The following is a 23,690-nucleotide window of genomic DNA, read 5'->3' as shown; positions in this document are numbered from 1 at the left end:
GTAAAATTTACCTTTGTTATTGGAATTATTTTTAATATTATGACAATAAAAGACATCACCAATTGTATTGAAGAAATTGCCCCTTTAAATTATGCTGAAGGGTTTGATAATGTTGGCTTATTAATAGGAAATTACCAAACACCTGTTTCTGGAGTTTTGGTAACTCTAGATACATTAGAGAATGTTGTTGATGAAGCCATTGAAAAAAAGTGTAATTTAATAGTTAGTTTTCATCCCATAATTTTTTCAGGCTTAAAAAAGTTAAATGGTAATAATTATGTAGAACGAGTTGTTTTAAAAGCCGTTAAAAATGAAATTGCTATTTACGCTATGCACACTGCGCTTGACAATTCAATAGAAGGTGTAAATGCTAAAATTTGTGATGTTTTAGGGCTTAAAAATAAAAAAATACTAATTCCTCAGCAAAACACCATTAAAAAATTAACAACTTACGCTCCAAAAGAAAACGCTGAATTAGTTCGAAATTCTTTATTTAATGCGGGTGCCGGAAATATTGGAAACTATGATAATTGTAGTTTTAATACAGAAGGATTTGGAACTTACAAAGGAAATGAAAATTCGAATCCAACTATAGGTGAAAAAGGTATAATACACACTGAAAACGAAACATTTATTAGTGTAATATTTGAAAAACATAACGAAAATTCAATTCTTAAAGCCCTTTTTGAAACGCACCCTTATGAAGAAGTTGCATATGATATTGTTTCATTAGAAAATTACAATCAAGATATTGGTATGGGTATGATAGGTGAATTAGCAAATGAACAAACTGAAGCTGATTTTTTAACTTTTTTAAAGAAAAAAATGAACGCAAAAGGCATAAGGCATTCAAAACTATTAAATAAACCTATAAAAAAAATTGCAGTGTTAGGTGGCTCAGGCAGCTTTGCTATAAAAAACGCAATTAACTCTAAAGCAGACATTTACATAACATCAGATATAAAATACCACGAATTTTATCAAGCAGAAAACAAAATTGTCATTGCAGATATAGGCCACTATGAGAGTGAACAATACACAAAAAATCTTTTAGTAGACATACTTACGAAAAAATTTCCTAATTTTGCAATCATTTTATCGGAAAAAAACACAAATCCAATTTATTACTTATAATATGGCCAAAAAGAAAGAAGTTACTGTTGAAGAAAAATTAAGAGCGCTTTACGACTTACAATTAATTGATTCAAGAGTTGATGAAATTAAGAATGTAAGAGGAGAACTACCTTTAGAAATTGAAGATTTAGAAGATGAAATTGTTGGCCTAAATAAAAGGCTTTCTAATTTAGACAAGGATGTTGAAAATTTGAAAGGTGAGATTTCTGGAAAAAAATTAGTAATCGAAGAAGCAAATGCATTGGTTAAAAAATATGCTGAGCAACAAAAAAAGGTTCGAAACAATAGAGAATTTAACTCTATAAGTAAAGAAACTGAATATCAAGAGCTTGAAATAGAATTAGCCGAAAAAAGAATTAAAGAATATAAGGTTAAAATTGAGCAAAAGAATGAAATAATTACTTCTACTAAAGAAAAAATTGCAAGACAAGACGATTTATTGAAACATAAATCTGCTGAGTTGAACGATATTATGGGTGATACCATTAAAGAAGAAGAATTATTACTAAAAAAATCAGCAGAATATTCTGAATTAATTGATGATCATTTAATAAAAGCATACAATAGAATTAGAACATCTGTTAAAAATGGTTTAGCGGTTGTTTCAATTGAAAGAGGTGCTTCAGGAGGTTCTTTCTTTACAATTCCACCTCAAAGACAAGTTGAAATTGCAAGTCGTAAGAAAATAATTACGGATGAGCATAGTGGAAGAATTTTAGTTGATGGAGCTTTAGCTGAAGAAGAAAAAGAAAAAATCAACAACTTATTAAAATAGTTTCAAAACATTAAGAAATAAAAAAGGCTTCCAATTGGAAGCCTTTTTTATTTCTTAATAGCTCTTATTGAAAATAATAAAGGAAACAATCTTTCACTTTCTTTAAATTGAAACTTACCATCTTTTGTTTTTTCCATATCAGGAAAAATGTTATAAGGAGATTCTTCAAATTCGTGTAAAAATTCTATTTCAAGACCTGCTGAAGTTAAGGCCGAAATCACCTCTCCCAATCCGTGGTTCCAAGCATATTCTTTACTTATAATATCAGCATCATTATTTGTATAAGTCCCCTTGTATTCTTCATAAATAACCTTCTTATTAGAATATGAATATATTAATTTAGGTGGAGCCTGTAAAAAATCAAACATCCAAATTATTGGATGAAACTCAATTAAATAAAATACACCTCCTTTTTTTAATTTACTTGCAATTATTTCTCCCCATTTTTTCAAATCTGGCAACCAAGTAATTACACCATAAGATGAAAAAACAATATCAAATTCCCCTGACACATTTTTAGGTACATCATATAAATTACTTTCAATAAAAGTTGCACTTAGTCCAAGTTCTTTATTTAACTTTTTTGCCTCAGTTATGGCTTTATCAGACAAATCAATTCCAGTACACGTTGCTCCTAACCTACTCCAACTTAACGTATCTTGTCCAAAATGACACTGCAAATGTAAAAGAGACTTTCCTTTAACATCTCCTAATTCATTAATTTCATAAGAATTCAAAGAAGATTTCCCTTTTTTAAAAGACTCTAAATCATAAAATTCAGATTTTTTATGAATTTCAACCTTTTTATTCCAAGTATCTTTATTTACTTCAAAATAACATTCTAATTTTTTCTTCATTCTTCTCTTCTTAATTCAATATTAACAATAAAAACAACCAAATAATAGGAACAGATTCTACCCAAAAGCCTGTATAATATCTAGATCTATCGCTAGTTGAAAACCATAAAAACAAGCCTGATATAGTGGCTATAAGTACATCTATAATTAAATATTTATTAACATATAAACTAATTAACACAAAAATCACTAATAAAACTAAACCTAATTTTTTAGTGTTTGAAACTCCAAATACTTGAGGAATAGTTTTTAAACTAATAGCATCTGAATCCATATCTCTAATATCAAAAGGAATTGTTATAACTAATACAAATAAAAAACGCTGAATAAATTCCAATACTACATTAAAATCAATAATTACATTTGATTCAGACAATGGAAACAAAACCGAAACACCTGCCCAAGCAATTGCAATACTATATGTTTTTAACCCTGGAAAATAGCGAAATGAAAATTCTTTATTATTTAATTTAAACACTGGAACAACATAAAAAAAAGTCATTAATCCAAAAGGAAAAAGAGTAGCTATCGATTTTAAATCAAATGTTCTAAAAAAGAGAATAAATACTATTGAACAGATTGAAAATACTTGTAAAGTTATTAACAACTTTTTGTTTTGATTAAGCCATACTCTATACCATTTCATTCTATTTGTTTTAATTTCATAAAATCGGATAAAATTGTATGATAATATTATTGAAAACCCAACAAAAAATGGCACTAAATTATTGTGAATACCATATTTTAGTAAAGTAATTTTACTAATACAAAACCCAGCAACAGCAACATGAATATTACTAATTATATAAAAATCAATTATTCTTTTTAAACTTGGCATCGAACAAAAATACAATTTAATATTATATCAAAATTTTGGTTAACAAAATATCACAATTAAGTAAAACCAAGCTATTTTTATGCTGTTATTTTCAGTAATTTTGACACTCATATAAATTAATTTAACCCAATATATTAAATGAAAACAGATTCTTTTGTTTTAAGACACGTAGGACCAAGTGAAAATGAAGTTAATAAAATGATTAAAACTATTGGCGTTGCTTCTGTAAATGAATTAATTGACAAAACAGTTCCAAAGGATATTAGGTTAAAAAATGAATTAAATTTACCTAAAGCAATGAGTGAATATGAGTATATATTACATATTCAGGAATTGGCGAACAAAAACAAACTATTTAAAAATTATATTGGTTTAGGTTACCACCCAACAATTATCCCAGGAGTTATTCAACGAAATGTTTTGGAAAATCCAGGTTGGTATACTGCTTATACTCCTTACCAAGCTGAAATTTCACAAGGTAGATTAGAAGCTTTATTGAATTTCCAAACAATGGTTTCTGAATTAACAGGCCTAGAATTGGCAAATTCTTCTCTTTTAGATGAAGGAACTGCAGCGGCTGAAGCAATGATAATGTTATTAAATACAAGATCAAAAACTCAAAAAAAATCCAATGCTGTTCAATTTTTTGTTTCTGAAGAATTACTCCCTCAAACCATAGATGTTTTAAAAACTAGAGCAGTTCCTTTAGGAATTGAGTTAATAATAGGAAATCATCTAGAATTTAGTTTTAATGAAAATGTTTACGGTGGTATTGTTCAATATCCTTCTAAAAATGGACAAGTTTATAATTATAAAAACTTTGTTGATCAAGCAAATTCTGTTGAGGCTAGAATTGCCGTTGCAGCTGATTTACTAAGCTTAGCAATTCTTACACCTCCTGGAGAATGGGGTGCTGATGTTGTAGTTGGAACCACGCAACGTTTTGGAATTCCAATGGGGTATGGTGGTCCTCACGCTGGTTATTTTGCAACTAAAGAAACATACAAAAGAAATATTCCTGGAAGAATAATAGGTATTAGTAAAGATAAGGACGGAAATAGAGCCTTACGTATGGCTTTACAAACTCGTGAACAACACATAAAACGTGAAAAAGCAACATCAAATATTTGTACTGCTCAAGTTTTATTGGCTGTTATGGCAGGTATGTACGGTGTTTTTCATGGCTCAGAAGGATTAAAATATATTGCAAATAGAATTCACAATTTAGCTGCTACATTGCATAAAGGTATTTCTCAAATAGGATTAAAACCTTTAACTTCAGTATATTTTGACACTTTAACTGTTAAAATTACTGATAGTGCTAAACTTAAAGAAATTGCAGAAAAATCTGGAATCAATTTTTATTACCCTACTAAAACTGAGGTAAGTATTTCAATTAATCAAACAACAAGATTAGAGGATATAAATGAAATTATTTCAATTTTAGCCAAATCTGAAGGGAAAGAAAATATTGTATTAGATGAAATTATTATTAATAATAATCCTGGAGAACTAAAAAGAACTTCTAGTTTTATGACCAATGAAGTTTTTGATAAATACCATTCAGAAACTGAAATGATGCGTTATATTAAAAAATTAGAACGTAAAGATTTATCATTAACTCATTCTATGATTTCATTAGGTTCTTGTACAATGAAACTTAATGCAGCAACTGAAATGTTACCTATAAGTTGGCCAAATTGGGGAGTAATGCATCCATTTGTACCAGTTGATCAAGCGCAAGGCTATCATGAAGTATTTAAAGGACTAGAAACTGCTTTAAACGAAATTACCGGTTTTTACGCTACATCATTGCAACCTAATTCTGGAGCGCAAGGAGAATATACTGGTTTAATGGTAATTAAAGCGTACCATAAATCTAGAAACGAAAGTCATAGAAAAATTTGCTTAATTCCTGCTTCTGCTCATGGTACAAACCCTGCTTCTGCAGTTATGGCTGGTATGAAAGTGGTAGTAACAAAATCAACTGAAGATGGAAATATTGATATTGCTGATTTACGTGCAAAAGCTGAACTTCATAAAGATAGCTTAGCAGCTATTATGGTTACTTACCCATCAACTCACGGGGTTTTTGAAAGTACAATAAAAGAAATTACTGAAATTATTCATGAAAACGGAGGACAAGTATATATGGATGGTGCAAATATGAATGCCCAAGTAGGATTAACAAATCCTGCTACAATTGGAGCAGACGTTTGTCATTTAAATTTACACAAAACTTTTGCCATTCCGCATGGTGGTGGTGGTCCAGGGGTTGGTCCAATTTGTGTTGTAAAACATTTAGCTCCATTTTTACCTTCAAATCCAATTATTCCAACTGGAGGAGAAACACCAATTTCAGCTGTTTCATCAGCTCCTTGGGGTTCTGCCTTAGTATTATTAATTTCATATAGTTACATTAAATTATTAGGAACTGGGGGATTAAAAAAATCTACCATTAACGCTATTTTAAATGCAAACTATATTAAAGCTCTATTAGAAAAGCACTACAGCATACTTTATACTGGAGAAAATGGATTTGCTGCTCATGAAATGATTGTTGATTTTAGAGAATTTAAAGAAAAAGGAATAGAAGTTACTGATATAGCCAAAAGGTTGATGGATTATGGATATCATGCTCCAACAGTTTCTTTCCCAGTTGCAGGGACCCTAATGATTGAGCCTACTGAAAGCGAAAACAAAGCAGAACTTGATAGATTTTGTAATGCCTTAATTAGCATTAAAAAAGAAATTGATACTATGGAACCTGGTGATACTAATTCAGCTCTTAAAAATTCTCCTCATACAGAGGCAATGTTAACCTCAGATGAATGGAATTTACCTTACACAAGACAAGAAGCTGCTTTCCCTTTACCTTATATTAAAGAAAATAAATTTTGGCCATCTGTAAGACGAATTGATGATGCTTATGGGGATCGAAATTTAATTTGTTCATGTACTCCTATAGAGCACTATATGGATTAAATTATAATAAAACATAAAAGATAAGCCTCTTTTTTACAGAGGCTTATTTATTTTAACCTATTTTTTTTGAAAAATTAATAATTTCATAATTGTAAATATCCATTATTATCAAATTCAATAGGGTTTCTTAATTTTATGTTATTTCCACTGCATTCTAACAAAAAATTTGTAGACATATTTTTATACTAGTGCGTAAAATAGTACTTTTGCAGTTCTATTGAAATTAAATATCATATTCATAAATGAAAAAATTCACTAAAGAAACTTATATCAATTGGTATAAAGACATGCTTTTCTGGAGAAAATTTGAAGACAAATTAGCAGCTCTTTATATTCAACAAAAAGTAAGAGGTTTTCTACATTTGTATAATGGGCAAGAAGCTGTGTTAGCTGGAGCTCTGCATGCAATGAATGAAAACGATAAAATGATTACCGCATACCGTAATCATGTACAGCCAATTGGTTTAGGCGTTGATCCTAAAAGGATTATGGCTGAGTTACTAGGTAAAGATACTGGTACATCTCGTGGTATGGGAGGTTCTATGCATATTTTTTCTCCAGAACATAATTTTTATGGAGGTCACGGAATTGTTGGAGGACAAATTCCATTAGGAGCTGGATTAGCATTTGCTGATAAGTATTTTGAAAGAGATGGTGTTACCTTAACTTATTTTGGTGATGGTGCCGCTCGTCAAGGTTCTTTGCATGAAACTTTCAACATGGCAATTAACTGGAAATTACCTGTAGTATTTATTTGTGAAAACAATGGATACGCAATGGGTACATCTGTTAAGCGTACTGCAAATCATGATGAAATCTGGAAATTAGGTTTAGGTTATGAAATGCCTTGTGGACCTGTTGATGGAATGAATCCTGTAAAAGTTGCTGAAGCAATGAACGAAGCGATAGAAAGAGCTCGTAGAGGTGACGGTCCAACATTGTTAGATATTAAAACCTATAGATATAGAGGGCACTCAATGAGTGATGCTCAACACTATAGAACAAAACAAGAAGTTGAAGAATACAAAAAAATTGATCCAATTTCACAAGTATTAGAAGTCATTAAAAAGAAGAAATACGCTTCTGAAGATGAAATCAAATCTTGGGATCAAGATGTTAAAGATAAAGTAGCTGAATGTCAAAAATTTGCTGAGGAATCTCCATTTCCAGATAAACAGTTATTATATGATATGGTATACGAACAAGAAGATTACCCTTTTTTAAAACATAGATAAATGGCTGAAATAATTACAATGCCGCGTTTAAGTGATACAATGACCGAAGGAGTTGTTGCACAGTGGTTAAAAAAAGTAGGAGACAAAATTGAAGAAGGAGATATTCTTGCTCAAATTGAAACTGACAAAGCTACTATGGAATTTGAATCTTTTAACGAAGGTTTTTTATTGCACATTGGATTACAAGAAGGAGAAACTGCTCCTGTTGATAGCTTATTAGCTATTATTGGCGAAAAAGATGAAGACATTTCTGCTTTATTGGCTGGAGATGCTACAAAAGCAGCAGTAACTAGCGAAGAAACTGCCGCTCCTGTTTCTAAAGAAGCAGCTCCTCTAGCAGAAACTAAACCTGCTACAGAAGCATTTGTGGTTCCAGATAATGTTACTATTGTAACTATGCCTCGTTTAAGTGATACTATGACTGACGGAACAGTAGCAACTTGGTTAAAAAAAGTTGGTGACAAAGTTTCAGAAGGAGATATTCTAGCTGAAATAGAGACTGACAAAGCTACTATGGAGTTTGAATCGTTTAACGAAGGAACTTTATTATATATAGGATTACAAGAAGGTGAAAATGCTCCTGTTGATTCATTATTAGCAATTATTGGTGAAGCTGGAACTGATGTAACTGCAGTTGTTTCAGGATTTACAACTACTACTGCACCTGCTGCTACAGAAGAAGCTGAAACAAAAGCTCCAACTGCTGAGAAAAAAACTCCTGCATCTGCTGCTCCTATAAAAGATTCAAATACTACAGCTACTAAAAAAGTTAGCGCAATTAATTCTGAAAACGGACGTATTATAGCTTCTCCACTAGCAAAAGCTTTAGCTGAAGAAAAAGGAATAAACTTAGCTAAAATTGTTGGTACAGGTGAAGGAGGTAGAATAGTAAAAATAGATATTGAAAATTACAATCCTATAGTTGAAGTTGCTGCTAGTTCTGCAACTACCGTAGCCGCTCCTGTTGGAGAAATCAGCAAGACTGAGGTAAAGAATTCTCAAATGCGTAAAGCAATTGTGAAAGCTCTAGACAATTCTCAAACTACTGCTGTAAACTTTACAGTAACAATGGATATTGATATGGACAATGCTATAGCATCCAGAAAAGTAATCAATTCAATACCTGACACAAAAATTTCATTTAATGATTTAGTTGTAAAAGCTACAGCTATGGCTTTAAAATCTCATCCTCAAGTTAATACTGAGTGGACAAACGAACAAACTATCTATAACAACCACATTGCTATTGGTGTTGCGGTTGCTATTGAAGATGGATTGGTAGTTCCTGTAATTCCTTTTACAGACACTAAAAGTTTAACTCAAATTGGTGCTGAAGTAAAAGACTTAGCAATTAAAGCGAAAAATAAAAAATTAACTCCAGATGAAATGTCTGGTTCTACTTTTACGGTTTCTAACCTAGGTATGTTCGGTGTAGATAGTTTTACTTCTATTATTAACCAACCAAATTCAGCAATTTTGTCTGTAGGTGGTATCAAACAAAAACCTGTTGTTAAAAATGGTGAAATTGTTGTTGGAAATGTAATGACTTTAACTTTAGCTTGTGACCACAGAACTATTGATGGTGCTGTAGGTGCTGCTTTTATGAATACTTTAAAACAATATATTGAAAACCCAGTAACTATGATAGCATAGTTTATTGAATATTTATAATTAAAAAACCCATTGTTAAACAACAATGGGTTTTTTATGTTTTAAAATTGAACATCTAAGATAATTAACATTCTAGAATTCAAAAAAAGAAATTAAAAATCAAACAATCAATTTAATAGTTTTATTTATTATTATTTAATTACTTGGTTTAATATTTTGATTAACTCTAAAGACATTATTTGGATCATATATAGCCTTTATTTTAGCTAAACGATTATAGTTGTGTTTGTAACTTGCTTTAATACGCTCCTGCCCTTCATTATCCATCATAAAATTTGAATAAGCTCCTCCTGCAGCATATGGATGCAAAGCTTCCCAATATTCTTTACACCATTTTGTTATTTTATTTGCATTTTTAGGATCTGGATCTACTCCACAAATTACTCCAGCGTATTTAGCGTCACGATAAGCCCAAGGTGTTTCTTCAACTCCCACTCTACTTGCTGCTCCAGAAATTGGATACATATGCATTTGGGACAACAAAGATGGATTATTAGAACCAAACTTTAAGTGTTGCTTTCTCAACTCTGTGCCTAATTCATTAAAAAAGTCAGCTCTCCAATACCACTGTAACCCATTTGGCAATAAACCATCAAACATTGATTGAATAGCTGGGTAAGGCATTTCACCTACATGCTCAAATATAGGATTCTTTGCCAAAATTGGCTTAAAAGCTTCTTTAGCTTTTTCCATATCTCCTGAATAACACCAAACAATTGCACAGAATTGTTTTTTATGTAAATGCTCTGGAAAAGGAGGACCAGGAATTACCATTGTTGCTATAAAACCATTCAATTCTTCTGGAGCCTTATTTATAAAATTATGGTACCACTCCATTATTTCTTCTGTTTGCTCTATTGGCCATAAGGTTGGCCCTCCAAACACCGTTTTAACAGGATGCGCCTGAAATTTGAAAGAAGTAACTACCCCATAGTTTCCACCACCACCTCGGATAGCCCAAAATAAATCGGTATTTTTATTTTTATTTACTGTAACATATGAACCATCAGCTAAAACCATATCTGCTTCTAATAGATTATCTATTGTAAGTCCATATTTTCTTGTTAAATAACCAATTCCACCTCCTAAAGTCAATCCGCCAACACCTGTTGTAGATACCATCCCTGCAGGAACAGCAAGCCCAAAGGGGTATGTTGCATGGTCAACTTCTCCCCAGAGATTACCACCTCCTACTCTTACCGTATTATCTGAAGTATCTACTAGAACAAATTTAATTCCTGATAAATCAATCACTAAACCGTCATCACAAAGTCCTAATCCGCCTCCATTGTGTCCTCCTCCTCTTACTGCAATTAATAAATCATTATTCCTTCCAAAATTTATTGATGCCATTACATCTGCAACATCTACACACATAGCAAATAGTCCTGGCTTTTTATCTATCATTGCATTATACACCTTACGTGTGTCGTTATATTCTGCATCTGTTGGCTTAATAAGTTTACCCCTTAATTGTGAAGCCAATCCTTCAATTAATGAAGGATCTAAACTTTTTACTGAATTTTTCATGTTTTAATTTTTTTAGTTAATAAGTAGCTGAAAAATCTTATTTACAAAGATTTAACACTACAAATTTGGAACATTAAAACCTGAAACAATGTTAGTTTTAGTTCAAAAAATGATACAATTGATTCATTAAAATTCAAAAAATAAATTTATTTAATTGAATTTCTAGCAAATACTGTAGGAAGCATTCTATATCTTCTTTTAAAGACTCTGGTAAAATAAGTTGGACTATTAAAGCCTAAATCATAGGCTATTTCTGCTATAGTTTTATTATTAAGCTTAAGCATATCTAGAGATTTACGAAGCCTTAACTCTTGAATAAATTTGTTTGGAGACATTCTTGTTAAAGCCTTAATATTCCTGTAGGCTTGTGATTTACTCAATCCTAAGGGAGTATATAATTGTACACTTTTAAAATCGGAATTATACAATTCACTATTCAAAACATTTAATAATTCATCTAAAAATGAAAAATTTAATTCACTTATAACCTTAATGTATTTTTGATTCCTTTTTACTGTATCCGACTCTTTATCAGACAATAGTTTTGTGTATGTATCAATATAAATATAATTACTTGACCCAATTTTATTTAATTGCTCAACCTTTTTATTAGCTTCTTCATATAAATTGTCTCCTAATTCATCTACGGGTTTTCCTGTTACAATTGATAATTTATTTAAGTAAAAATCAGGAATAGATTTAAGTAATTCAAAAATAGATATAGCACAAATTACGGCTTCAGATGCAGAAATAAATGAAGCCTTAATATCTTCAGTTGGCTGCATAACAATAACACCATTATAATTTTGTATTAATTTTTGTATTTTAATTATATAGTGATTATAATTCCCCGTAAAGTCATAAATACTAAGCATTAATAGCGTTCTATAACCAGAATCCAATTCTCCAGAAAGCGTATGAGCTAAATCATTTTTACTTGTTCCAACTCCTAAATACATGCTAAATTCCTCTTCAGAAACCTCTATAATATTACAAGCTGTATTTCCATGAGATTTTTTGTGAACCTCATTACAAACTTCCTTATTTGGTGCTTGTGTAAGACAAAACAAGGTTTTAGTTTCAATATTTACCCAATATTTTTTTTCGAAGACACCATATTCTTCCTGGATAGCCACATCCGCAGCATGAGCTTTAATAAGATCATCTAATTTAATCTCACCAGAACCCAATTTGTGAAAATCCATGTATAAAGGCATAATCTATATTTAAGAATTATTAAACAGTATGTTGCTGAATGTATTTTGACGGTAAAATTCCATACTTATCCATAAAGCATTTCGAAAAATAAGCAGGACTATTAAAACCAGACTCATAAGCAATTTCTGAAATATTACCAGCGTGCTTATATAATTTTTTTAAAGCTTCTTTCAATCTATAATCTTTAATAAAATTATTAGAAGATTTACCCGCCAACTTAATTAATTTTCTATAAAGTTGAGATTTACTATACCCTAAATCATTACTAAAGTCATCAACTTTAAAATTGGGTTTATTCCAAATTTTCTCAACATAATCCATTAAATGATTTAAGAATTTTTCTTCAGTAGGTTTTAATATTCTAATTAAATCATTATCAATACTATCATTTCTATTTTCACTTTCGTACAATGCTTTCACCTCATTTGTAATAACTAATTGTTCAGAAACAATTTCGCACATCCTTTTGGCAGAAACAATGGCATCTTCAAAAATACTTTCTTTATCTGATACCGGTATACCTGAACTAAGAGCTATCTTCATTTTACGATTCTTCAAATCAAATTTTGGTGTAATATATTTGAAATTTGATCGAATTTTTAAAGCGCACCAAACAGCATTACTAACCGATTTAAAGGAGACGAGATAACTATTGTTATCCTTTTTAACAACTCTTCCTTTAAAATGCTTTGTTGACTTTAAAACACTGTTATGAAATTTTTGTGTAAATAAACTAAATTGATTTGCTTCTAACCTATTTAAATAGCTACTTGTTTTAATAACCATTATTACCCTAAAAGCAGGATCATTAATAATATTTAACTTTGTATTTTGTGCTTTTACCGGATCTTCAATTCTCCCTAAAAAAGATTCAACAATTTTTTCATTAACTTCAATAATACTATGAGGGTATTCACCATGCGCATGTTGGTGCATATCTTGAATCGCTTTCTTATTTGGGGCCTTAATTAAACAAAATGCAGTTCTTCTCTTCTCATCACACCAATAAGTCATCCCTTTACAACCAAATAAGTGTTCAATTTTTAAATCTTCCTCGTGCATTTGAGCCACATGTTCTGCGGATATCTCACTTGGAATATCGTGGCGATCCATATAAATAGGCATAGTAGTTTTTACTACAAGATAAACATTTTTTTATAAAGTTTATTTAGTAGACTAAAAACGAACCATTTATAAACAAAAAAAATCCCCAACTTTAGTTGAGGATTTTAAATATTTTAATCTAGAATACTATTTCTTAAATTTAGCATATTTAGATTTGAACTTGTCAATACGTCCAGCAGTATCTATTAACTTAGATTTACCTGTGTAAAAAGGATGTGAAGTTCTTGAAATCTCTAATTTTACTAAAGGATATTCAACACCATCTACATCTAAAGTTTCTCTAGTATTTACTGTTGAACGAGTTAAAAACACATCTTCGTTAGACATATCTTTAAATGCTACCATTCTATAATTTTCTGGGTGTATACCTTTTCTCATCGTAAACTCGTTTTAATTCTAATTTTATTTTTCAGACTGCAAATTTAACTATATTTTTGAAACTTCAAACAAATAATTTATTTAATTTACATAAAAATTCATAAAAAGCTATTTTAGTATGTCATATAAAACATTTTCAGGTTTATTTTTGTTTCTAATTTTAATTTCTTGCAAGAGCGAATATAAGTTTGTTTTAAAAACTCCAAGCAAAATTCAAACTAATGAAGTGCTTGAAGTTTCCATTTCTGAAAAAGAAGGAAAACCAATTAAATCTGTTCAATTTTCAATAGATAATAAAAAAATCACCTCGGAAGGAACATCTGCCAAAATTAATACAAAAGATTTCAGACTTGGAAAACATCAATTAACTGCACTTGTATTTTTTGAAGATAAAACTGAAAAGGTAACTAAAGCGGTATATTTTATGGCCGATACTTCTCCTGAAATTTATACATACAAGATAATAAATACCTATCCACATGATGAAAAATCGTACACTCAAGGTTTAGAATATCATAATGGTTATTTATATGAAGGCACAGGAAGAAAAGGATCTTCATATATTAGAAAAACGGAATTAAAATCAGGAAAATCTTTACAACAACAAGATTTAGACGCAACCTACTTTGGTGAAGGAATAACTATTTTAAACAATAAATTATATCAACTTACCTGGCAAGACGGAATAGGTTTGGTTTATGATTTAGAAACTTTTAAAAAAGAGAAAGAATTTAAATACACAAAAAGCCGTGAAGGTTGGGGTTTAACTAATAATGGTAAGCAACTTATTAAATCTGATGGAACTGAACGTATTTGGTTCTTAAACCCAGATACTTTAATTGAAGAAAGTTATATTGAAGCTTATACCAACAAACAAAAGGTTGAAAAATTAAATGAACTTGAATATATTAACGGGAAAATTTACGCTAATATTTGGCAAAAAAATTCTATTTTAATTGTAGACCCTAGTTCCGGTAAAGTTGATGGTGTAGCCGATTTAAATGGCTTAAAAAAATTAATTGAAAAAGACCAAAATTTAAGGGAAGATGACGATGTATTGAATGGAATAGCATTTGATAAAGAAAACAACCGTCTTTTTGTTACAGGTAAACACTGGAGCAAATTGTATGAGATTAAACTATTTAAAAAGTAATTTTATATTTTAAATAATAAAAATGCGAATTTCCCTTATATTTATTTTTGCAATCAGCTTATTTTTAACTGCTTCCTGCAGAAAAGACTTTGATGTAGTTTTAAGTTCTGGAAATTTATCTTTTTCAAAAGATACTCTTTATTTAGATACTGTTTTTACAAATATAGGATCAAGCACATACAACCTAAAAGTTTATAATAAAAGTAGCCACGCAATTTCAATACCATCAGTGAAATTAGGTAGAGGAGAAAACTCGAACTACAAATTAAATGTTGACGGGATTCCTGGAAAAATATTTGATAATGTTGAAATTTTAGCAAACGATAGTATTTATATTTTTGTTGAAACAACTATCAATTACAATGCTATTACAAATCCAATTTATAAAGATTCCATAGTTTTTGACAATGGTAAAAAAGGGCAAAATGTTAAATTAATAACTTTAGTTAAAGATGCACACTTTCTATTTCCTTCAAAAGATTTAAATGGACTTGTTGAAACCATTAATACAGGAATTAATTCAGAAGGAAATCCAATAAAAATAAATGGTTTTTACTTAAAAGATAATACTACTTTCACGAATGATAAGCCCTATGTAATTTATGGTTATTGTGCAGTTCCTGAGAATAAAACTCTTACAATTAAAGCAGGAGCAACAATACATTTTCACACAAATTCTGGAATTATCATAGAAAAAAATGCGACTTTAAAGATTGAAGGAGAATTAGAAAATAAAGTAACTTTTGAAGGCGATAGATTAGAACCTATATTTAGTGATATTCCAGGGCAATGGGGAGCTATTTGGTTAAGAGCTGGTAGTAAAAACCACTCCATAAAAAACACAATAATAAAAAACGCATCTATAGGAATTATTATGGACTCTATAGGGAGTGACACCTCTGCTACCCTCACTATTAACAATACTGAAATTTACAATTCTTCAAACTTTGGATTATTAGCACGAGAAGCAAATATAAAAGGCGAAAACCTTGTTATTAATAATAGCGGACAAGCTTCCTTAGCTTGCACTACTGGAGGAACTTACAACTTCACTCATTCTACATTTGTAAATTTCTGGAATAATAGTTTAAGAGAATATCCTAGTGTTTTAATAAATAATTATTCATCATTTTATGAAAATGGAACTCAAAAAATAGTTACAAAAAATTTATATGATGCTAATTTCACAAATTGTATTATTGGAGGAAGCGCTAATACTGAATTATTAATTGATAAGGTAGATGGTTCTGTATTTAACTATTCATTTAAAAATAACCTCATAAAATTTAATGATTTTAATGAGAACCTTAAAAATATTCCAGAATATAATTTTGAAGATACAAATCATTATTCAGAAAATATATTTAATGGAGATCCTCACTTTAAAGCTCCTTTTAAAAATGAATTAATTATTGGGGAAAATTCTGAAGGAAATAACAAAGCTAATTTAAATGGAACGACAAAATCTCCTTTTGATATTTTAGGAGTTCAACGCAATTTCCCAGCAGATATTGGAGCCTATCAACATATAAACTTAGAGGACTAAATTAGTATTTTCGTTAAAATCTATAACTTAAATTCTGTATTTTTACCACAATTAATTATCCGTATTTACATCTAACTATGAAAAACATTATAATTACCGGAACTAGTAGAGGAATAGGCTTCGAATTGGCTCAAATTTTTGCAAAAAACAATTATCAAGTTTTAGCATTATCAAGAAATACAAAACCACTTTCAGAATTAAACATTAAAAATATTACACCTTTATCTGTAGATCTTTTAGTTGAAAAAGATTTAAAAAAAGTAACAGATTTTATTTCTAAAAATTGGAATAAGGTTGATATATTAATAAATAATGCCGGAAAACTAGTTAATAAACCTTTTGAACAATTAACAACTCAAGATTTTATTGATGTATACCAAGTAAATGTTTTTGCAATTGCTTCATTAACTAAATTATTAATTCCTTTCTTACAAACAGGTAGCCATGTATTAAATATAAGTAGTATGGGAGGTGTTCAAGGAAGCTTAAAATTTCCTGGACTTGCAGCGTATAGTTCTGCAAAAGGAGCTATAATAACTCTTACAGAGCTTTTGGCAGAAGAATACAAAGAACAACAAATTGCATTTAATGTTTTAGCTTTAGGTGCGGTTCAAACCGAAATGCTTGAAGAAGCTTTCCCTGGATATAAAGCACCAGTTTCTGCAATAGAAATGGCTGATTATATCTATAATTTTTCTTTAAATGGTAACAAATTTTATAATGGTAAAATATTACAAGTCTCTTCAACTACGCCTTAAATGATTGAAAAATTATCAAAATACATACCTCAAAATGCAAAAGTTCCTTTAAACGAAATTTTAATTAAGCATCCATTAGAAATTAAAATTGTTAATGAAAGAGCAACTAAGCACGGAGACTTTAAAAGAACCTCCAATCACAAATTTCAAATTACTATTAATAATAATTTAAACCATTATCAATTTCTGTTAACACTTATTCATGAAATAGCACATTTTGTTACTTTTAAAAAATACAATAAGGTTAAACCACATGGAATTGAATGGAAAATAAGTTTCCAGCATCTAATGCTTCCATTTATAACACCAACCATTTTCCCTATTGAATTACTTCCTCTATTAGCAAATTATTTAAAAAACCCCAAAGCAAGTACTGGATCTGATGTAAATTTAACATATGCTTTAAAACAGTTTGATGATAATTCAGGAAAGTGCTTTATCTTTGAGTTAAGTAATGGACATAATTTTATTTATAATGGTAAAACTTATAAAAAAATTAAACTTAGACGAACAAGAATTGAATGCATTGAATTAAAAAGCAACAAAGTGTATTTATTCAATCAAAATGCAGAAATAGAAAGTATCTTTAATGAATAAAAATTATTATGCAGTTATTAAGACAATTGAAATTAGAATAAAATTTTAATTATTTTACCACATAAATATCCTTAACAATTTTAAAAAAAGGACAGGATATAAAAAATAACGGCTGAAGTTAAATCCAAATTTGGAGATAATTTCGTTTAAATTTAAATTGTATGGAAACCAATAATAATCCAAAACCTGAATCCCAAAATCCAGAAACACCTGAAAATAATGATATTATAGGGATCTGGGCCAGTATTGTAGCATTTTTACACGAATTACTAGACATAAGAAAAGATACTGATAAAAAAGGTACTATTGAAGATATAAAAGAAAACATTTCAATGAAAGGCCATACTGCTTGGGTATTGGTTTTTTCAATCCTAATAGCTTCTATTGGGCTTAATGTTAGTTCAACAGCAGTTGTAATTGGAGCAATGCTTATATCTCCCTTAATGGGACCAATTTTAGGAGTAGGATTGTCTATTGGAATTAACGATATAGATACTTTAAGACGGTCGCTTATAAACTTAGGTGTTATGGTTGGCTTAAGCCTTGTGACTTCAACCTTATTTTTTATATTTCCAATATTTCAGAATGAAACACCCGAAATATTGGCTAGAACAGCACCAGATGTTAGAGATGTTTTTATTGCAATTTCAGGTGGTTTAGCCCTAATTATTGCGCTGAGCAGAAGAACTAAGCAAACCAACACCATTGCTGGTGTTGCAATTGCCACAGCTTTAATGCCTCCACTTTGTACAGCTGGTTACGGATTAGCAACTTGGAACCTTGCTTATTTTGGAGGTGCCATGTTTTTATTTACTATTAATACCATCTTTATTGCATTAGCAACATTTGTTATTGTTAAATTTTTACGTTTTCCTATGTTGAAATATATTAATTCAGCAAAAAGAAAAAGAATTGCACGTACAGCTTCATTCATTGCCTTATTGGTCTTTGCGGGTAGTATTTATATGTTTATAAATTTATTTCAAGAAAACCAATACAGACAAAATGCTCAAAACCTGATAAACGACATAAAAAAAAGCGGGATAAGCATAATTGATGAAAATGAAAACAATATAAAATATCCTGAAAAATCAATAAATATTGTAGTATATGGGAATAAACTTACTGCAGAAGATTTAAGTAAATGGGAGTCTAAGTTAAATGATTACGGTCTTAAAGACACTAAATTAATTGTTCAACAAGGTGTTGATCATTCAGATTTAAGGGATGATGTAAAAAACTTAACAGATTTATATGTTCAAAATCAAAGAATAATATCATCTAGAGATGAAACTGTTAAAGAAAAAGAAGATAAAATAAAACTCTTAACTAAACAATTATCCAAATATGAGGCTAATGAAATTCCGTTTATTCAAATTAGTAAAGAAGCTCAAATAAACTATTCTGGTTTATCAAAATTAGGTTATGCCAAATTGATTGAAAATAATTTCAATTCAGTTGATACTATCACTGTTTTTAATGCTAAATGGTATGATTCTGTTCCAAACGTTAAGCAGCAACAGATACTGCTGGGTAAATGGCTTAAAACACGCTTAAATATTGATAGTATTCAGTTAAATAATAATTAAAAATCAAAAATAAGACCGAATCTAGGTAATACATTTCCAGAAGAATTCTCAATTTCTTCCAAATTATATCGTGAAGAATCTGATGAATTTATAACCCTATTTCCGTTATTATCAATTAATGGAATTAAATACGATTGAGAAGTAGACTCACTTGCATATAAGTTTTGAATATCTAAATAAAAATTAAGAGACATTTTTTTCCAATACCAAGTTTTATCCAAACGAACATCTAATTGATGATACGTATTAAACCGCTCTGAATTTAATTTAGAATAATCTAATATTCCACTATTAGAAACGTCATAATTTTCAATTAACGATGAAGCATTTACATCATACGGCGTATAAGGTTGCCCTCCTATTAAACGGAATTTACCACCTATTTCCCAATTTTTCTTCAATTTTTTTCCAGCTGTAATTGTTAACAAATGTCTATTGTCCCAAGAAGAAGGAATATATTTATTTATAGAATTTTGAAATTCACTTTTCACAAATGTATAAGACACAATTCCATACAAACCATTGTATGATTTTTTTTGAGCCAACACCTCAACACCATAGGCTCTTCCTTTTGAAGTTGATGTTACCTCTTCATTTCCTACAACCCCAAAATCTGACCCTAAATTTGCCAAACTTATTTGATCTCTAACAGAAAATGGATAATTTTTATATGATTTATAAAACCCCTCTAATGATACTTTTGAAGTTGCATTTGAATTTAACTCTAAACCTGAAACATAATGAGTTACATTTATATATTTCAGTCCATTTTCTTTATTTATTAAATTATTAGAGGAATCTCTATAGCCCAAAACCGTATACGCAGGTAATTGGTTATATATTCCGGTTGAAGCATTAAAATTTAGTTTTTCATTTATACCATATGTTAATGAAACTCGTGGAGAAAATTGATTAAATAAATTTTTCATTTCACTATTGTAATCAGCTCCGTCAAATCTAATTCCTGCAGAAACACCTAGTTTTGATTTTACAAATCTTCTTGAAATCTGACTAAAAATATTGTACTTCAACATATTAAGATCCGAAGCAAAATTAATTATTGAAACACCTGAAGTATTCGCAATTTTCTGAAAAGTACTATTTGAATATTTAGCAGATTCTAACCCTACTCCAAAATTTAATTTATAGTTATTTTTTAAAGTTGAAGTGTTTTCAAATCTAAACTTATTCTCAATTTCTTTAGAATCATATTTTAATATTAAATCTGAAGGTAAAAATGTATTATTGAAATATTTTTTAGCATTATTACTCCACTCATTTCTACTTAAAACAAATTGCCGCATTGAGTGTTTTCCATAATGCTTATAATTAATCCCAACTGTATAATTCCATTGCTCCTGAACTGGAATATTACTAAGTATATATCTATTTCGTTTTATAGTTTCTTCATCAGTAACATCATCATTTACATCTTCATTCAACTCAAAATTATCAATTGCGCCTAAACCAATTATTGAAATCTCATCATTTTCTGATATTTGATGCTTAACCTTAAATTGAAAATCATTATAAGTTGGTAAAAAAGGAAGCTTAATTAGTTTAAATAATAATTGAAGATAAGATTGACGCATAGAAGCGATAAAAGTAGTTTTAGAGCTAAGAGGTCCATCCAAAGTTATTCCTGCGTCAGAAGTCCCCAAAGTAACCCTAGAGTTAATTTTATTAGGGTTTCCATCCTTCTGAGTAAATTCAATTACAGAACTAAGTGCATTTCCTCTATTTGCAGAAAAAGCACTTGTATAAAAATCAACCTTTCTAATTAAATCAGCATTCATTATTCCCACAGGACCACCTGATGATCCTTGAGTTTGAAAGTGATTTATGACTGGCACTTCTATACCATCTACATAAAATTTATTTTCGGAAGGCGAACCACCTCTAATTATAATATCATTTCTAAAACCAGGGTTTGAAGCAACTCCGGGTAAAGATTGAATAACCTTCAAAATATCTCTATTCCCTCCTGGATTTTTCTCAATTTCAGTAATTCCTAAAGTTTGAACAGATAAAGGATTTTCAATAGATTTTTTAAACAATCTACTTTCTATTAAAACCTCATCCAATTCTTCACTACTCTGAGCCAATTCAACAACAATATAAGGCGACTTCTCTAAGGTTACTAAGTAATCTTCAGAAACAGTAGTTTGGTACCCTAACAAAGAGACCTGAACTTTAACAAACCCTAACGGAACATTAGTTATTGAAAACACACCATTTTCATTTGAAACTGTGCCTATAGAGGTACCGCTAATAATAACATTTACAAAAGGAATTATACCTCTAGATTCTTTATCAATAATTTTACCTGAAACTACTCCCGTATTTTGAGAGACCCCAACTAAAATAGTAAAAAGAAATATACCAATAAATAAGAATTGCTTTTTCATAATAGTATTTAATACAATACAAATATAGCATTTTTGTTTAACTCCTACGTCTTAATGTTAAACATTTTATAGTTGTTGTAAAAAAAACCTCAAACTAGATGTTTGAGGTTTGTGGTGAGAGAAGGATTCGAACCTTCGAAGCTTGCGCAGCAGATTTACAGTCTGCCCTCGTTGGCCACTTGAGTATCTCACCATAGTTTCAAAAAAACTAAAAAACTTCTCTAAATCGAGAAGTTTTTGTGACCTGGCTGGGGCTCGAACCCAGGACCACCTCCTTAAAAGGGAGGTGCTCTACCAACTGAGCTACCAGGTCAATTATTTCCTTTTTAGCGGCTGCAAAGATATAGTTTATTTTCATATAACCAAACATCTTTAATATTTTTTTTCATTTAAATATACCTCTCTAACTTTTTTAAATAAATTGGAAGAATACACGAAATTTACAATCGCCTCATTCTCAGTTTTAAAAATCTCTTTATTGGATCCTTCCCATGCTTTTACACCATCTTTTAAAAAAACAATTTTTTCTCCAATTTCCATTACCGAATTCATGTCATGAGAATTAATAACAGTTGTAATATTATATTCTTTTGTGATTTCTTGAATTAAATTATCAATTACAGTTGCAGTATTTGGGTCTAATCCTGAATTTGGTTCGTCACAAAATAAATACTTTGGATTCATTACAATTGCTCTAGCTATGGCAACTCTTTTTTGCATTCCACCAGAAATTTCAGAAGGAAATTTTTTATTAGCGTTTTCTAGGTTCACCCTGTCTAATACAAAGTCAACTCTTTTTTGCATTTCACCTTTTGAATCTTTGGTAAACATTTTTAAAGGAAACATAATATTTTCTTCAACCGTAAGCGAATCATATAAAGCGCCTCCTTGAAATACCATTCCCATTTCCTTTCTTAACTGTCTTTTAGCTTTAATATCTAACTCTGATTGCTTTCTACCGTCAAAACTGATGATTCCTTTTTCAGGAACATGAAGCCCAAGTAAACACTTTAAAAATACTGTTTTACCAGATCCGCTCTGACCAATTATCATACTAGTTTTCCCTTTTTCAAAAGTTGTTGTAACACCTTTTAAAACTGGAACTTTATTAAACTCTTTATATAATCCTTCAACTTCAATCATTTATCCTAATAGCATTTGAGTTAAGAAATAATTTAATAAAATAATAACTACACTGGTCCAAACTACAGCTTGTGTGCTAGCTCTACCAACTTCTAAAGATCCTCCTTTTACATAATAACCATGATATGCAGGAATTGTAGCAATTACAAATGCAAAAACTACCGTTTTAATTAAAGCATATTTAACAAAATAAGGGTCAAAATCTAATTGAATTCCGTAAATATAGTCTTCTGTAAAATACCTTCCTGTTAACAGTCCGGCTACGTAACCTCCATAAATACCTAAAAACATTGCCAATGAAATTAATAAAGGATAGAAAAATAATGTTGCTACAATTTTAGGTAACACTAAATAATTTAATGAATTAATTCCCATTACCTCTAAAGCATCTATTTGTTCTGTAACCCTCATAGTACCAATACTTGATGATATATAAGAACCCACTTTACCTGCTAATATAACACTCATAAAAGTTGGTGCAAATTCTAAAATCATTGATCGTTTTGTTGCAAAACCAATCAAATATTTGGGTATAAAAGGACTATCAACATTTAACGCCGTTTGAATTGCTACAACTCCACCAACAAAAAAGGAAATAAACATTATTATCCCTAAAGACTTTAATCCTAAGTCTTCAATCTCACGGAACAATGTTTCTCTAAAAACCGACCATTTCTGGGGTTTCTTAAAAACTTGCTTCAGCATAATAAAATATTTTCCTATATGCTCTATATAATTCATTTAGTTTCT

The 23,690-nt window shown here is 29.9% G+C and carries 19 protein-coding genes and 2 tRNA genes; 10 read left to right on the top strand and 11 right to left on the bottom strand.

Translation table 11 applies throughout. The features are described 5' to 3' along the window. The first annotated feature begins 39 nt into the window (after positions 1 to 39). Together DAD81_RS16840 and DAD81_RS16835 are read left to right on the top strand one after the other, a co-directional pair. A complete protein-coding gene (locus DAD81_RS16840) occupies positions 40 to 1,134 on the top strand; it encodes a Nif3-like dinuclear metal center hexameric protein (protein ID WP_111709475.1) in 1,095 nt (364 codons plus the stop codon). A gap of 1 nt (position 1,135) precedes the next feature. Continuing rightward, complete coding sequence (locus tag DAD81_RS16835; RefSeq protein WP_111709474.1) at positions 1,136 to 1,909, top strand: zinc ribbon domain-containing protein; 774 nt, start codon at positions 1,136 to 1,138, stop codon at positions 1,907 to 1,909. 47 nt (positions 1,910 to 1,956) lie between these two features. On the opposite strand, the gene DAD81_RS16830 is transcribed toward DAD81_RS16835, so the two are convergent. Then, on the bottom strand, positions 1,957 to 2,766 hold the full coding sequence (locus DAD81_RS16830) for a class I SAM-dependent methyltransferase (RefSeq protein WP_111709473.1): 810 nt from the start codon (positions 2,764 to 2,766) through the stop codon (positions 1,957 to 1,959). Positions 2,767 to 2,776: 10 nt separating this feature from the next. After that, on the bottom strand, positions 2,777 to 3,604 hold the full coding sequence (locus tag DAD81_RS16825) for a UbiA prenyltransferase family protein (RefSeq protein WP_111709472.1): 828 nt from the start codon (positions 3,602 to 3,604) through the stop codon (positions 2,777 to 2,779). A gap of 138 nt (positions 3,605 to 3,742) precedes the next feature. Here DAD81_RS16825 and gcvP point away from each other — a divergent pair, with 138 nt between their 5' ends. The 3 genes from gcvP to DAD81_RS16810 all read left to right on the top strand — a co-directional run bounded on the left by gcvP (position 3,743) and on the right by DAD81_RS16810 (position 9,477). Then, positions 3,743 to 6,589, top strand: a complete 2,847-nt coding sequence (gene gcvP / locus DAD81_RS16820) for an aminomethyl-transferring glycine dehydrogenase (RefSeq protein WP_111709471.1) — start codon at positions 3,743 to 3,745, stop codon at positions 6,587 to 6,589. A gap of 242 nt (positions 6,590 to 6,831) precedes the next feature. Then, positions 6,832 to 7,824 (top strand): pyruvate dehydrogenase (acetyl-transferring) E1 component subunit alpha, encoded by a 993-nt coding sequence (gene pdhA / locus DAD81_RS16815; RefSeq protein WP_111709470.1) that lies wholly within the window; start codon positions 6,832 to 6,834, stop codon positions 7,822 to 7,824. Beyond that, on the top strand, positions 7,825 to 9,477 hold the full coding sequence (locus DAD81_RS16810; RefSeq protein WP_111709469.1) for a pyruvate dehydrogenase complex dihydrolipoamide acetyltransferase: 1,653 nt from the start codon (positions 7,825 to 7,827) through the stop codon (positions 9,475 to 9,477). A gap of 153 nt (positions 9,478 to 9,630) precedes the next feature. Here DAD81_RS16810 and DAD81_RS16805 read toward each other — a convergent pair whose 3' ends face one another. From DAD81_RS16805 to DAD81_RS16790, 4 genes are all read right to left on the bottom strand, one after another. Continuing rightward, positions 9,631 to 11,025, bottom strand: coding sequence for an FAD-binding oxidoreductase (locus DAD81_RS16805; protein WP_111709468.1), 1,395 nt, complete (start codon positions 11,023 to 11,025; stop codon positions 9,631 to 9,633). Positions 11,026 to 11,171: 146 nt separating this feature from the next. Then, positions 11,172 to 12,242, bottom strand: coding sequence for a nickel-binding protein (locus DAD81_RS16800; RefSeq protein ID WP_111709467.1), 1,071 nt, complete (start codon positions 12,240 to 12,242; stop codon positions 11,172 to 11,174). Positions 12,243 to 12,261: 19 nt separating this feature from the next. Continuing rightward, on the bottom strand, positions 12,262 to 13,368 hold the full coding sequence (locus DAD81_RS16795) for a nickel-binding protein (protein ID WP_111709466.1): 1,107 nt from the start codon (positions 13,366 to 13,368) through the stop codon (positions 12,262 to 12,264). Positions 13,369 to 13,494: 126 nt separating this feature from the next. Then, entirely contained in the window at positions 13,495 to 13,746 is a 252-nt protein-coding gene (locus DAD81_RS16790; protein ID WP_111709465.1) for a type B 50S ribosomal protein L31, read from the bottom strand. 118 nt (positions 13,747 to 13,864) lie between these two features. On the opposite strand from DAD81_RS16790, the gene DAD81_RS16785 reads away from it, so the two are divergent. The 5 genes from DAD81_RS16785 (at position 13,865) to DAD81_RS16765 (ending at position 19,389) form a co-directional block, all read left to right on the top strand. Beyond that, positions 13,865 to 14,899 (top strand): glutaminyl-peptide cyclotransferase, encoded by a 1,035-nt coding sequence (locus tag DAD81_RS16785; protein ID WP_111709464.1) that lies wholly within the window; start codon positions 13,865 to 13,867, stop codon positions 14,897 to 14,899. A 22-nt stretch (positions 14,900 to 14,921) separates the two neighbouring features. Continuing rightward, positions 14,922 to 16,445 (top strand): hypothetical protein, encoded by a 1,524-nt coding sequence (locus DAD81_RS16780; protein ID WP_111709463.1) that lies wholly within the window; start codon positions 14,922 to 14,924, stop codon positions 16,443 to 16,445. A gap of 77 nt (positions 16,446 to 16,522) precedes the next feature. Beyond that, a complete protein-coding gene (locus DAD81_RS16775) occupies positions 16,523 to 17,203 on the top strand; it encodes an SDR family NAD(P)-dependent oxidoreductase (RefSeq protein WP_111709462.1) in 681 nt (226 codons plus the stop codon). Beyond that, entirely contained in the window at positions 17,204 to 17,800 is a 597-nt protein-coding gene (locus DAD81_RS16770) for a SprT-like domain-containing protein (protein WP_111709461.1), read from the top strand. 161 nt (positions 17,801 to 17,961) lie between these two features. Then, positions 17,962 to 19,389, top strand: coding sequence for a DUF389 domain-containing protein (locus tag DAD81_RS16765; RefSeq protein ID WP_111709460.1), 1,428 nt, complete (start codon positions 17,962 to 17,964; stop codon positions 19,387 to 19,389). Here the strand turns inward: DAD81_RS16765 and DAD81_RS16760 are convergent. The 5 genes from DAD81_RS16760 to DAD81_RS16740 all read right to left on the bottom strand — a co-directional run bounded on the left by DAD81_RS16760 (position 19,386) and on the right by DAD81_RS16740 (position 23,681). After that, positions 19,386 to 21,797: a TonB-dependent receptor gene (locus DAD81_RS16760; RefSeq protein WP_111709459.1), complete on the bottom strand. Its 2,412-nt coding sequence runs from the start codon at positions 21,795 to 21,797 to the stop codon at positions 19,386 to 19,388. The two genes, DAD81_RS16765 and DAD81_RS16760, sit on opposite strands and share 4 nt — an antisense overlap. A gap of 112 nt (positions 21,798 to 21,909) precedes the next feature. Then, positions 21,910 to 21,990: transfer RNA gene (locus DAD81_RS16755), tRNA-Tyr, on the bottom strand. Between the two features lie 47 nt (positions 21,991 to 22,037). After that, a tRNA-Lys gene (locus DAD81_RS16750) sits at positions 22,038 to 22,110 on the bottom strand. 59 nt (positions 22,111 to 22,169) lie between these two features. Then, entirely contained in the window at positions 22,170 to 22,940 is a 771-nt protein-coding gene (locus DAD81_RS16745) for an ABC transporter ATP-binding protein (RefSeq protein ID WP_111709458.1), read from the bottom strand. Next, positions 22,941 to 23,681, bottom strand: a complete 741-nt coding sequence (locus DAD81_RS16740; RefSeq protein WP_111709457.1) for an MlaE family ABC transporter permease — start codon at positions 23,679 to 23,681, stop codon at positions 22,941 to 22,943. It lies immediately after the preceding gene. Positions 23,682 to 23,690 lie beyond the last annotated feature (9 nt).

Origin of the sequence: Lutibacter citreus, from assembly GCF_003260195.1 — a bacterium.
Taxonomy (GTDB): Bacteria; Bacteroidota; Bacteroidia; order Flavobacteriales; family Flavobacteriaceae; genus Lutibacter; species Lutibacter citreus.
The sequence above is the reverse complement of the archived record's forward strand: the minus strand, read 5'-3'. Positions and strand labels throughout refer to the sequence as shown.